Raw genomic sequence first — 11,948 nt, forward strand, 5'->3', positions numbered from 1 at the left:
CGTGGGTTTTCAGTTTAATCAAATCAAACTACCTGCATTAGAACTTTAATATAGAGAAATGGGTGATGACATGGCTAATATTGAACAATCAATGTCTGAAAAAACGGCTCGAAAATGGCTAATTGAACGAGGAGTGAAATTGGAGGATATCGCTGAGCTTGTCATGTATTTACAATCCGGCTACCATGAAAATCTCCAATTGTCCGATTGCCTTCACAATGTCGAACGGGTACTTTCAAAACGCGAGGTCCAAAATGCCATCCTTACCGGCATTCAGTTGGATATTCTAGCTGAGAAAAAACTGCTCGAGGAGCCTTTGCAGAGCATCATTGAAATAGATGAAGGCCTATATGGGGTCGATGAAATATTGGCTTTTTCAATTGTGAATGTTTATGGATCCATCGGCTTTACCAATTATGGTTTCATCGATAAACAAAAGCCGGGTATCTTAAAATATTTAAACGATAAAAGCACGGGTAAGGTGAACACCTTTTTAGATGATATCGTTGGGGCGATTGCAGCTGCCGCTTCAAGCCGGCTTGCCCATAGAAGCGAAAATGCGGAATAGTAAACTTATGATATTCACGACATAAAAAAAAACCAGGGCTGCATTCGCAGGCCTGATTTTTTTCATTCGAAGCGCCATAAGTCAAGGGTGTCCACTACATGCGTCGGCTGCTCCTTATATTGCTTTAAGCGTTCTTTTGTCGTTACGCCCGTATGTACAAGCAGTGTATCGATCCCTGCATTGATGCCGGCAAGGATATCCGTATCATAGTTATCTCCAACCATGATCGTCTCTTCTTTAGGCACCCCTAGTACTCTTAGAGCTTGCTCCACTATGACGGATTCAGGTTTTCCGATGAAAATCGGCTGTACCTGGGTCGAAACGGAAACTACGGAGGTCAAGGCACCATTCCCCGGTAAAAGGCCTTGCTCAGTTGGAATGGCAATATCACCATTGGTCGAAATGAAAACAGCGCCATTCCTTACAGCAAGACAGGCTTTTGACAACTTTTCATAATCGACCCCGCGGTCGATGCCCATTACCAGAAAGTCTGGATGCTCTTCCACAAGCTCCATTCCTTTTTCCTTAAGTGCCTCGATGATGCCTTCTTCACCCACCACATAAACCGATGCATCTTTCTTTTGTTCAGCTATGTAATTGGCAGTGGCCATGCTTGTCGTGAAAACCTGGTCATCTTCCGTCGATATGCCGATGCTTCTCAATTTATCCGCTACTTGTGCCGGAGTCCGGGATGAATTATTGGTGACGAATAAATAAGGGATATCCCTGTTCCTTAGGTCATTAATAAACCCTGCCGCTTCCGCAATTTGTTCAGTACCGCGATACATGGTGCCATCCAAGTCAATTAAATATCCTTTATACGACTTCATTTGAATTCGCCTTCCTAACGCTGCTAGTTTTTAAAAGCTGATACAGGTCCCAATTCATTTGTTAAATAGTTCCTAACCAAATCCGGGAATTGCTTGAATGCCCCGATATTTTCCGAAAATACGGCATGCAGTTCTGTGTGATTCACTTCAATGAAGTCTTGGACCAGCATTTTCCTTAGCGGCAAGACCTTTTTGAATTGTATCGCTTTTTCTTCAGAAATGACTTTTTCATCTTGAAGGATATCGATAATATCTTCATAACTTCCTGGATCACGCATAATAAAACCATCAATTACCGCATTTCCTACGTCCAACACGGAATCGATGGAAGTTTGTATGAGCCTTTCAGCGATAAGTTCCGCAAGATCTCCATCCCAATTATCATGCCCTTCAAAAAGTCCAAGCTGCTTTTCAAGAAAACCTAATATTTGTTCAATCTTTTGGCGGTCTACAAAGTACATTTTTTTCCAGATCCTTTCTGATCTAAGATGATATAGGGAATCATTGGTTGAATGGGCGGCATAGTTAAAACCCTGTGCCGAACAACCTTATTCCTTAATGATACCATAGCTTCTCCCTTACTCTCAATTCCTTCAACCACAACCATTGTACCATCCAATAACTAACAGAAGCTGGTGCGTTACACTTTGCCATTTCCATGGGTGCATTTCCCGACAGCAACTCCAGGAAAACCAATTCACGATCCCATTTTTATTCTTACCATTTTCATTTAATCGATGAACGCTTATGATTGCCGGAGCATCTTGAGGAACGACTTAGGTTCTCATGCAGAAGCCCCGTAAAATGTCTGTTCCCCTATTGAAGTCACTTTGTTATGATGGAACTACAAATGTGAAGATAAGAAGGGAATGATACTATGGAAGATCGTTTTTATTTATACAATGACGTCGTGGATTCAAAAACCCGGTTCATAAGCTTCATGGGAGAGGAATCAAGATTCGACCTGGCCATTACGACTACCGATCGTTTTTATGGAAAGAAGCTTGTTTTAAATATGCAGAGCAACCGTTTCGCGATTATTGGGCCTGATGATTTAGAAGAGGAAGGCTATCTTGAGCATGCCTTTCAGTTATCAGAAGCGGAAGCCGAAGAACTGCGTCACTTTTTAATGGAAATCGTCTGAACGCCGAAGTTTTTCATCTTAAACGGGAAACCTACTGAATGTAAGATCGATTACATGAGGGGGGATTATCTTGGACAAAGAAGAATACCACGATTTTTCCAATGTCGAAAAACAGAGGGATTATTTAATTCCTGAAGAATTTCCCGAAGGACCTTTTGGATCAGCCATAGCAAAAGATGCACCAGTTCAGAATAAAAACACCCCGTGGCAGGAAGGGCAACGTTATCAAAGTGCCTTTAATTATGAAAATAAATCGTTGCACGAAGGTTTACCTCGACAATATCCTGGTGCTCATCCGACACATGATGATTCAGAAAAAGATGAACAGCCTCCATATAAAGGATATGGTAGCTCTTAACATGGAAGGCCAGAGTGAATTCTGGCCTTTTTATTTCTTTATTTTCTTCACGACGAAATAAGGACAGCCAAAATTGCAGTATTCATATAAATATTCACTAAGCGTGCTTATTTTCGTATCAAAGGTCGCTTTCTGATTATTATCATCAAAAAATCCACGCAGCCTCAATTGCCCGTAACCCCAATCCCCTACTATATAATCATACTTCGTTAAAATCTCACTGTATCTGGCCTTAAACGCTTCTTCGTTATAGCCTTCCCTTTCATTCTCAATTATTTCATAGGTCATGTTATTGATGTTAATCATTGTTTTCACCTCTCATATGTACATTCCTTCTTTAAATTATAACTGATTCCCCATCAATTACTAAGCGAAAAATAGAGAAATATGTTCATCCTAAAGTTACGGGGGTGTTATTGATGAAAAAAACGATAATAACGATAGGTTTAAGCTCGATTATTGCACTAACCGGATGTGCTGATAAAGAAAAAGATCTGGGGATGGGTGCAAAAAACCATGCCGGTAACCCAACAAACGTAAATAATCCGACTCAATATTATGATGAGGATTATCGTAATAATGACAATAAAAGTGATGATTTCGGTTTTACCCGCACTAATAGTGCAACCATTGATGGCCGTAACATTTCCAACAAAGCTGCTTCCATTGACCGTGAACAACTGTCTGATGTCATTTCTAAACTGAGTGTTCAGATTCCAAATGTCAATGATGCCGCTACCCTCGTTACTGATGAGGAAGTGCTTGTCGTATATGATACAAATGCCAAGGATCGGACGGAAACCGCAGACCAAGTTAAACGCACAGCCATGTCCGTCGTGCCTCGCTATTATCATGTCTACGTCAGTGATGATTATCAAACCCTTGCCCAAGATGTCGAGAATTTCTCGACATTGAAATCCGGCAGCAAAGGGATCGACTATACGATCGAACAAACCATCAAAAGAATGCTGAAGTCGCCTCAAGGATACAAAATGAGTGACGGAGAAAATGAAAACGGGGAAATGGTTAACGATAAAAGAGATCATCACGATAACATCCATCAAAAAATGGATAACCGTTAATAAAAAAGGACCGAATTTTTTTCGGTCCTTTATTTCACTCTATTTCAATAATTCTTCACCTTTGTTTTGCTTATGTTTTGCCGCAGCATTAACCTGTTCATCCGCATGGTAGGATGAACGGACAAGCGGACCGGATTCACAGTGGCTGAAGCCTTTTTCCAATGCACGTTCCTTCAGCTCGGCAAATTCCTCAGGCGTGTAGTATTTCAGCACCTTTAAATGCTTTTTAGTCGGCTGCAAATACTGCCCGATCGTCATGATATCCACATTATTAGCCCTTAGGTCATCCATTGTCTCGAGGATTTCCTCCCGCGTTTCACCCAAACCTACCATTAAACTGGACTTTGTCGGGATTTCCGGATACAGTTCCTTGGCCCTTCTTAAAAGCTCCAATGAACGTTCGTACTTGGCCTGAGCCCGTACACGGTCGGATAAACTTCTGACAGTCTCTATATTATGGTTCAGGATATCCGGTTTAGCATCCATCAAAGTCTTGATATTTTCAAACAACCCGCCCATATCAGACGGTAATACTTCAATTGATGTAAAAGGGTTTTTGCGTCGGATGGCACGGACCGTTTCAGCGAAAACTTCAGCGCCTCCATCCTTTAAATCATCACGGGCAACAGCTGTAATGACGACATGTTTTAAATTCATCAAAACAACGGAATCGGCAACACGCTCCGGTTCAGCCCAGTCCAATTCATTCGGACGTCCGGTCGTAACAGCACAAAAACGGCAAGCCCTTGTACAGATTTCACCCAGGATCATGAAAGTAGCCGTCCTTCTCACTGCCCAGCATTCGTGAATATTCGGACACTTTGCCTCTTCACAGACAGTATGAAGATTTTTCTCGCGCATCATATTTTTTAAACCGAGGTAATTTTCGTTAGTATTAAGCTTTATTTTCAACCAATCTGGTTTTCGAAGAATTTCTTTATTTGTAGAAGACATGAAAATGCCACTCCATTCTATAGAAATTAACACACCCTACTTTAACAATAAAAAAGCATTTATACAAGTTATAGTTGGTTTCCCATTATTTATTTTTCATGATTATAGCTAAATCAGCAAGACTATAAAAGATGGATGGACTGATGTCTTTTAAATACGGAGAATGTCATGAAAGGAGCCTGCCCCGTTGAAAAAATTATTCCTTCTTACCATAACTTGTTTGTTTATTTTGAATGCACCAGGCCAAGTGGCTGATGCTGCCGATACCCCAAATGCTTATGCCGGGAGAATGGAGCTATATAAAAATATGGAGGCCACCCTCCAAATCCCGTGGTATTACCTTGCTGGAGCTGATCAATATGAGCACAGCCTCAGGGCTGCACGAAGGGATTTAGAGCCGGCAAAGGGTTTGATAGGCATCCACATCGAGCCTTCAAAGTGGAGCGGGGCCCTCAATCCTGACTTAAACGACGTGAACCCGCTCACGATCACATTTTTTGATGGGCTGGGCCAGGATGGCAATGGTGATGGCAAAGCTGATATCACTAATGATACAGATCGATTGTATGCTTTTTCGAAGCATCTCCAATCATATGGTGCAGATGAAGATAATATCCGGATCGGCTTGTGGGATTATTATAAACGAGATAAAGCCGTCAGCATCATTATCGGCAATGCCGAGATTTATAAAAAATATGGCCGGTTGGATCTACATGAAAAGGCCTTCCCGGTTCCAGTACGAACTCATTATACGTACTTAAATACATGGGGAAGCGCTCGCGGATGGGGCGGAAGGAGAATCCATGAGGGCACTGATATTTTTGCGGATTATAGCCTTCCCGTTCGTTCCACGAGCTATGGAATCATTGAAATGAAAGGCTGGAATAAATTCGGCGGTTGGCGGATTGGGATTCGGGATTTAAATAATACCTATCATTACTTTGCCCATTTAAGCGGCTTTGCCAAAGGGTTGAAAGTCGGACAAATCGTCGAGCCCGGACAAGTCATCGGAGGTGTCGGCAGTACAGGTTACGGCCCTCCAGGGACTTCCGGAAAATTCCCTCCCCATCTCCATTACGGAATGTACAAAGACAATGGAATTACGGAATGGAGCTTTGACCCTTACCCGTATCTAAGATTATGGGAAAGGAAAGATCTGGCTAAAAAGCAAAAGTGAGCGGCGTGAATTTTACGCTGCTTTTTTTTGATTCGAACATAAACCTCTGAACTTGATGCATAGTTATTAGTAAAGGGGGCTAAAGCGTGTTCCGAAAAAGATTTCGAACGAAGAAATTCCGAAAAAAGGGGCCTCTTCCCACCCGAAAAGTATTTCTCTATTCATTTATCCTGTTTATCATATCAAGCATCATGACTCTTTGGTACGTGGACAAATCAATCGAACCTGTGATCATGAGTGTAGCCGAATATGAAATCAAACGGATTGCAACGGAAACGATTCATGAATCGGTTGATGAGAATATAGCGAAGGTCGACATGAACAAAATCATCACCAACAACAAGGGTGGTAAGGAATCCAGTTCTTCCTATAGCTTCAATCCGGTCATATACAGTGAATTGCGGGCTAACATTACGAATGATATTCAAAAAAAGCTTGGCATCAAACAAGGAAACCCTTTTAAAACAGGTTCAGCCAAAATAAATGATGAACAATATAAAAGTGTGGTCTATTATATACCATTTGGTGTCGTAACCGGGAATAATCTCCTTTCCAATTACGGACCTGAAATCCCAGTGAAAATGTCGGTCATCGGGAATGTTGAATCGGATTTGAGGACAAAACTGACAAACGCAGGCATCAATAATGTTTATTATGAATTGATAGTGGATTTTGATGTCAATATCCAAATCGTCATCCCCTCATTCACAAAGGAGACCAAGGTGAGTCAGGAAGTGACAGTCGGAAGCCTGTTGATCGAAGGTGATGTTCCAAGTTATTTTAGTAACGGAAACGGTTCGGTGGCACCTCCCATCATGAAGGAAAACAAGGAATGAAAAAACCAGCTTATCCTTGAGGTTAGGCTGGTTCTTGTATATTGAGACATTTCATGATAAGCAAATGCAGGTTTTTATTCAAGTCCACTTCATACGGCTCTTTTATTTGCTCCCCATCTTCTTCAAGAATCCTTATCATGGAGCGGTCTCCTATCCCCTCGTTCTGAGCGGATACTACCCCTTTCCTCCCATCATTCAATTCAACGTATAGACCATTAGGATAAATGGCAACCGCCCGGCGGAAAGCCTCGATGACCGTTTTGTCGAACTTTTTCCCGACTCCGGCATAAAGGACTTCCAATCCTTGATGCGGCAGCATGGCCTTACGGTAAACCCGATTGGAAGTCACGGCATCAAACACATCGGCAACGGCAATGATCTTGCCGAAATAATGGATTTCGTCCCCCATTATCCCCCGGGGATATCCTGATCCATCTAACCGTTCATGGTGCTGATAGGCACAATTCGCAACTATAAGGGAAATGGTATGAACATTTTTGATTAGATGGAAACCGTAATCGGCATGCTTTTGGATTTGTTCAAACTCCTTTTCCGTCAACTTACCGGGTTTATGGAGGATTTCCAAAGGCACGAGCATTTTGCCGACATCATGTAAAATCGCTCCCAGCACGAGAATTTCGAGATTCTTATCATTGATATTCAATTCCATCCCGATCGCCAGAGTATATAAGGTCACATTGAAGGAATGAGTAAAGATATAGTCATCGTATGTATAAACGTCGGCCAATAAAGTCATTAACTCTTTATTCCTTTTCAGCTCGCCCATGATGTTCGAACTAATTGAGTGAACTTGACGTTAGCCTGCTCTATCGTGAATGACCCAGCAAGGTTCATTTTGTTTTTCATGTCCAGGAAAGTGGTTTCAATCGTATTAATGGCTTCTCTTCTTAGTTTCCCTGACACTGGGGGCATGGGAATAATGTCATCCGTCCTGGAATCTTGAATGTAAACAAAGGGAATATTAAGGGACACCAGTCGATTGATCATTTTCTGCGTTAATGTAAGACCCTCGCACAATAGGATATGGCCCCGATCATTATGGATGTTTTTACCGAGCCTCGCTCCAGGGCTTAGGGACTTTGTAATAGCTAGCCTCATACTTGTACTCCATTTCCCCATTCAATATTTGTAAATCAAACCGGTTCTTTCCTTTATAAGGATTATCGGAAAGTATTTTGATGAATGAATCTGTTTGAACGCATTTATTGAAAAAATATCAGCATTTTCTTTGATAAAAAAATAAGGCCCCCTTCTGGAAAAAAGAAAGCCCCCCCCCTTTTCAAATCATTTTGATTAATGCCTCTTTACCAAGCATACCTGGATGAATGCCCCTTTCCACAGCCTCCCAGGTAACTGATTCAAGCGGCGCTTCCAATAGTTCTTCAATCGATTTAACTCCTGTGGCCCTTCCTGCAAGGATTTTACGATCTCTCAATTTATCATTCAGCAGTCCAACATCTAACGCACCGCACATTATATACCCTTTTTCGGACGCGACAGCAAGTAAATTCGTTTTGGGAAGTCTGACAGAAATGGCTAGGAATGTATGATTATCAAGAATTATTGGGATCATGTTAATCAATTGGTTTCTCCCCTCTCTTCCCCATACTTTATGAAAAAAAGGGCGAAACCGTGATTTAGAGTTTGGCGTTTATGTATATTTTTCCCAACTTCCATAAAAGGATATCCCGTAAGAATTCCGGCAGTAAGTATTCCTTGCGATCGGAGCGCTGGATACTTGGAAAGAAGTGTCCAAACGTGAACATATCAGGTATTGCCAGTTTATAGGACTTATCCGTCTGCAGCTTCTCCCCTTTTATAAGTATCCCTTTTACGATCCCATTCTCCATTTCGTTAAATTCAATTTGATCATAATGCATGACTCCCATGATTTTCCCGCGGAAACCGAAACCTTTCACCTGAATATGAGGCCACTCCTCATTTCTCGATTGCATTAAGATTTCTTTTAATTCATTCCCATTCACTTCAACGACGCAAGGATTGATGGGATGTGGACAGATTCTGTGAATATCCCCTTTTGTGACAGGTCCCTTTGGCAGCCCTTCGAGCAGAAGACCGGCATTCAAAAAGGAACAATCCGCCTGAGTCCACTCCCTTAGGGCATTCCCAAGGAGCTCAGTCAAAGGACTTCTTTTGAACCAATCATTATCCAGTGCTTCGGGTAAATCCACTGCAACCTGTTTTAGCGTCTCCCCTCCGGCCTGGTATATCTCTTCGATCCATGACCGTTCATTCTCCAATTCCAAAAAGTCATTGGTATCATAAAGAATGGCTTTCTTATGGCTAACTTTCTTTTCCTGATTGACGGTCATTTCCACCTGTCCAACATAGAAACCATATTTCCCTGCACCGCAAAGGAGTGTGTCATTGATCAATTTACCTTGGTGGAGGATGTGGTGGGTATGCGCGCCAAGTATGATGTCAATCTCCGGAAAATCCTCTGCCATCCTTTCATCATCGTGGATGCCCAGGTGGGAAAGGATGACGATTACATCCGCCTCCGTTTTGACCTTTTCGAGCTGCGCCTTCAACTCCGCGAATGGTTCTGTTATTTCCCAGCCCATCGCAGAATAAAACTTTTGGAAAAAGGCTGTCAAACCTATCATGGCAATTTTGGTGCCTTTTACCGTCGTATGTATCCAATATGGCAGCGCCCATTCCGGCCTTTCATAATCACCGTAATAAATATTGGCTACCAAGACCTTGAACTTTGCATGATCATATAAGGAGTCTAACGCATCATGAGGTAAAGTGATGCCTTCATTATTGCCGATGGTCACATATTGGTAGCCCGCTTCTTTAAGCAGTTCAATATTCCCTTTACCCAACGTACCTTCTGTATATGGATGCCAGCGGTCCACATGATCGCCTATATCCAGTATGATCGCTTCTTCTCCCGTTTCTTGATGAAGTTGTCTTCTTTCTTTAAGAAACTTATCAATTCGAGGCCAATTCTCAAAATGACTATGGAGATCATTGGTGTGATACAAATGAATGATTTCTGACATCATTTCTCCTCCTCGTTTATCCTGTGATACCTTGATATATAAGACGTAAACCAATGATTATCAGCACTATTTTCAACATATTTTCCAGCGAGGCACTTTTTAGGCGCGTATTGATGAATGCGCCCAATTTAGCACCGAACCATGCACCCGGAATCAGGGCAAAAGCATATGGCCAATTTACATTTCCAAGGGAAATATGCGTGATCGAATTAGTGATGGAAGATAGAAATACCATGAACATCGAAGTCGCTACAGCCATATGCGGAGGGAAGAAGAATAGAAGCATCATGACGGGTACCATTAAGGCCCCACCGCCAATTCCAAATAACCCTGAGCTGAATCCCACGAAAAAAGAAATCAATACAGCCAGAAGGGGATGGTAACCATAGGAAAATGAATGTCCATTTTCAGTTTTATACGTCTTCACTATTTTCCCTTTTCCAGGCTTGAAAAGCATTGGCTTCAAACGATTCTTCACTAATAACACGATAGCCATGAAAACCATGAAAATCCCAAAGTACAATGAAAAAGCTTCGGCGTTAAGGTTTTTATTCACATAAGCCCCTATCATTCCACCAGGTGCACTGCCAATAAAAAAGATTAAGCCGGCCTTATAATCCACCACTTTATGTTTTAAATAAGATAAAGTGGAAGATAGGCCGGTAAAAATCATGATTACGGTTGAAACACCTACGGCGACCTGAGGAGTCAGCTCATTGATAATATTCGTAGATGCACCTAAATATAAAAGAGAAGGCACAATGATGATGCCGCCGCCCAGACCGACAAGTGCGCCGATTGCTCCCGCTAATAATCCAATACCCACTAATACTAACCATACCATGAAGAAATCCGCCTTTACCTGTTTGTGAGGATATACCTCTCTAGCTTGTCACATCATCTCTTTATTCATTATATAATTCCCCTTAAAACAAACCAAGCTGCTTAGGAGCCAGCCCTTCATATTCTATACCAAGCAACTCAATCATTTGTTTGGCATTATCAGCGGCATCTCCGCCTGAGTTATTATTGAACAGGACATATATCTCCTTGGATCCCCTTTCCAATTTCCTAATTTTTTCCACCCATTCTGTCAATTCCTGATGATTATATCTATATAAGTACCTGACCTCACGCCAATTATCACCTGAAGAGGCCCTTTGCCAACCATGCAGGTTACGTCCATGAAAGCGTATCAGGGTTTTATCTTTATTGGTGGCATGCAGAACGACAGGAATGGATCCCTCTCCAGCCTGCGGCTCATCGCATATAGTATGGATCCAGCCTTCCTTTTCGATAAAGTCCAAAGTTTGCTGGAATACATTGGGCCTGTACCAGCTTTGATTCCGAAATTCAATGGCAGCTGGAATATCGCCCATTTCAGTTTTGCACCATCGCAGGTAATTCACATTTTCCCGTTTACAATCAAACCATGGCGGAAACTGAAATAAGACCATCGCTAGCTTACCGGACTTCTGATAAGCTTCCAGAGAGTCGCAAAATGCCTTGAACATTTCCTTCTTGCTTTCAAAAGGGATTTCCCCACGCTGATGTCCTGTCATCCCTTGATAGGCTTTAACGACAAACTGGAATGATGCAGGCGTCTCGGATACCCACTTTTCACTGTTCCTCTTTGGCTGAACTGCATAAAATGAAGCATCCACCTCCACAACGGGAAAATGAGCACCGTACTCTTTAAGTTTATCACGTTGGGACACACCGCCATGATACAAACTATCATGATCACCCCAACCGGTCACACCAACATAAATCATCTGCATCATCACTCCTTTGGGACAGGCCCTAATTACTGGACTTCTTCTTTTATTATTTTTTACCCTTATTGAGCCATATCTAATCTTTGGTATTAGGGTGTAAATATCAAAAACAAAAAGCCTGCCAGACAGACCCGGCAGGCTTTTTGTATGAATGGTTATCCTAAATCGCTC

At 42.0% G+C, this 11,948-nt stretch carries 16 protein-coding genes; 6 read left to right on the plus strand and 10 right to left on the minus strand.

What is annotated here, in order from left to right; all coding sequences use genetic code 11:
* Nucleotides 1-70 precede the first annotated feature (70 nt).
* Complete coding sequence (locus tag QNH43_RS25490) at nucleotides 71-568, plus strand: phosphatidylglycerophosphatase A family protein (protein ID WP_283916184.1); 498 nt, start codon at nucleotides 71-73, stop codon at nucleotides 566-568.
* A 62-nt stretch (nucleotides 569-630) separates the two neighbouring features.
* Here the strand turns inward: QNH43_RS25490 and QNH43_RS25495 are convergent, their stop codons facing one another.
* Together QNH43_RS25495 and QNH43_RS25500 are read right to left on the minus strand one after the other, a co-directional pair.
* Nucleotides 631-1,398, minus strand: a complete 768-nt coding sequence (locus tag QNH43_RS25495) for a TIGR01457 family HAD-type hydrolase (protein ID WP_283916185.1) — start codon at nucleotides 1,396-1,398, stop codon at nucleotides 631-633.
* A 23-nt stretch (nucleotides 1,399-1,421) separates the two neighbouring features.
* The gene (locus tag QNH43_RS25500; RefSeq protein ID WP_076368158.1) at nucleotides 1,422-1,859 is read right to left on the minus strand and encodes a DUF86 domain-containing protein; all 438 of its coding nucleotides are present in this window, start codon (nucleotides 1,857-1,859) and stop codon (nucleotides 1,422-1,424) included.
* A gap of 416 nt (nucleotides 1,860-2,275) precedes the next feature.
* On the opposite strand from QNH43_RS25500, the gene QNH43_RS25505 reads away from it, so the two are divergent.
* Together QNH43_RS25505 and QNH43_RS25510 are read left to right on the plus strand one after the other, a co-directional pair.
* Nucleotides 2,276-2,542, plus strand: coding sequence for a DUF3055 domain-containing protein (locus tag QNH43_RS25505; RefSeq protein WP_098371475.1), 267 nt, complete (start codon nucleotides 2,276-2,278; stop codon nucleotides 2,540-2,542).
* A 70-nt stretch (nucleotides 2,543-2,612) separates the two neighbouring features.
* Nucleotides 2,613-2,900, plus strand: coding sequence for a cytosolic protein (locus QNH43_RS25510; protein WP_377409758.1), 288 nt, complete (start codon nucleotides 2,613-2,615; stop codon nucleotides 2,898-2,900).
* A gap of 30 nt (nucleotides 2,901-2,930) precedes the next feature.
* Here QNH43_RS25510 and QNH43_RS25515 read toward each other — a convergent pair whose 3' ends face one another.
* Entirely contained in the window at nucleotides 2,931-3,206 is a 276-nt protein-coding gene (locus tag QNH43_RS25515) for a YutD family protein (protein WP_076368161.1), read from the minus strand.
* A 113-nt stretch (nucleotides 3,207-3,319) separates the two neighbouring features.
* Here QNH43_RS25515 and QNH43_RS25520 point away from each other — a divergent pair, with 113 nt between their 5' ends.
* Nucleotides 3,320-3,982 carry a YhcN/YlaJ family sporulation lipoprotein gene (locus QNH43_RS25520; protein ID WP_283916186.1) on the plus strand — a complete coding sequence of 221 codons (663 nt, stop codon included), beginning with the start codon at nucleotides 3,320-3,322 and terminating at the stop codon, nucleotides 3,980-3,982.
* A 39-nt stretch (nucleotides 3,983-4,021) separates the two neighbouring features.
* On the opposite strand, the gene lipA is transcribed toward QNH43_RS25520, so the two are convergent.
* Complete coding sequence (gene lipA, locus QNH43_RS25525) at nucleotides 4,022-4,936, minus strand: lipoyl synthase (RefSeq protein ID WP_076368163.1); 915 nt, start codon at nucleotides 4,934-4,936, stop codon at nucleotides 4,022-4,024.
* A gap of 187 nt (nucleotides 4,937-5,123) precedes the next feature.
* Between lipA and QNH43_RS25530 the strand changes: the two genes are divergently transcribed.
* Together QNH43_RS25530 and yunB are read left to right on the plus strand one after the other, a co-directional pair.
* Nucleotides 5,124-6,113, plus strand: a complete 990-nt coding sequence (locus tag QNH43_RS25530) for a M23 family metallopeptidase (RefSeq protein WP_076368164.1) — start codon at nucleotides 5,124-5,126, stop codon at nucleotides 6,111-6,113.
* 86 nt (nucleotides 6,114-6,199) lie between these two features.
* Nucleotides 6,200-6,949, plus strand: coding sequence for a sporulation protein YunB (yunB, locus tag QNH43_RS25535; RefSeq protein WP_283916187.1), 750 nt, complete (start codon nucleotides 6,200-6,202; stop codon nucleotides 6,947-6,949).
* Between the two features lie 22 nt (nucleotides 6,950-6,971).
* Here the strand turns inward: yunB and QNH43_RS25540 are convergent, their stop codons facing one another.
* The 6 genes from QNH43_RS25540 to QNH43_RS25560 all read right to left on the minus strand — a co-directional run bounded on the left by QNH43_RS25540 (nucleotide 6,972) and on the right by QNH43_RS25560 (nucleotide 11,774).
* Nucleotides 6,972-7,706 carry an HD-GYP domain-containing protein gene (locus QNH43_RS25540; RefSeq protein WP_349654789.1) on the minus strand — a complete coding sequence of 245 codons (735 nt, stop codon included), beginning with the start codon at nucleotides 7,704-7,706 and terminating at the stop codon, nucleotides 6,972-6,974.
* A gap of 17 nt (nucleotides 7,707-7,723) precedes the next feature.
* Nucleotides 7,724-8,068: a hypothetical protein gene (locus QNH43_RS27665; RefSeq protein WP_349654790.1), complete on the minus strand. Its 345-nt coding sequence runs from the start codon at nucleotides 8,066-8,068 to the stop codon at nucleotides 7,724-7,726.
* Nucleotides 8,069-8,249: 181 nt separating this feature from the next.
* On the minus strand, nucleotides 8,250-8,552 hold the full coding sequence (locus QNH43_RS25545) for a YunC family protein (protein ID WP_283916188.1): 303 nt from the start codon (nucleotides 8,550-8,552) through the stop codon (nucleotides 8,250-8,252).
* Between the two features lie 55 nt (nucleotides 8,553-8,607).
* A complete protein-coding gene (locus tag QNH43_RS25550; RefSeq protein WP_283916189.1) occupies nucleotides 8,608-9,999 on the minus strand; it encodes a bifunctional metallophosphatase/5'-nucleotidase in 1,392 nt (463 codons plus the stop codon).
* Between the two features lie 16 nt (nucleotides 10,000-10,015).
* The gene (locus tag QNH43_RS25555; RefSeq protein WP_283916190.1) at nucleotides 10,016-10,843 is read right to left on the minus strand and encodes a sulfite exporter TauE/SafE family protein; all 828 of its coding nucleotides are present in this window, start codon (nucleotides 10,841-10,843) and stop codon (nucleotides 10,016-10,018) included.
* 82 nt (nucleotides 10,844-10,925) lie between these two features.
* Nucleotides 10,926-11,774 (minus strand): DUF72 domain-containing protein, encoded by an 849-nt coding sequence (locus QNH43_RS25560; protein WP_283916191.1) that lies wholly within the window; start codon nucleotides 11,772-11,774, stop codon nucleotides 10,926-10,928.
* Nucleotides 11,775-11,948 lie beyond the last annotated feature (174 nt).

The organism is Peribacillus simplex, assembly GCF_030123325.1.
GTDB lineage: Bacteria > Bacillota > Bacilli > Bacillales > DSM-1321 > Peribacillus > Peribacillus simplex_D.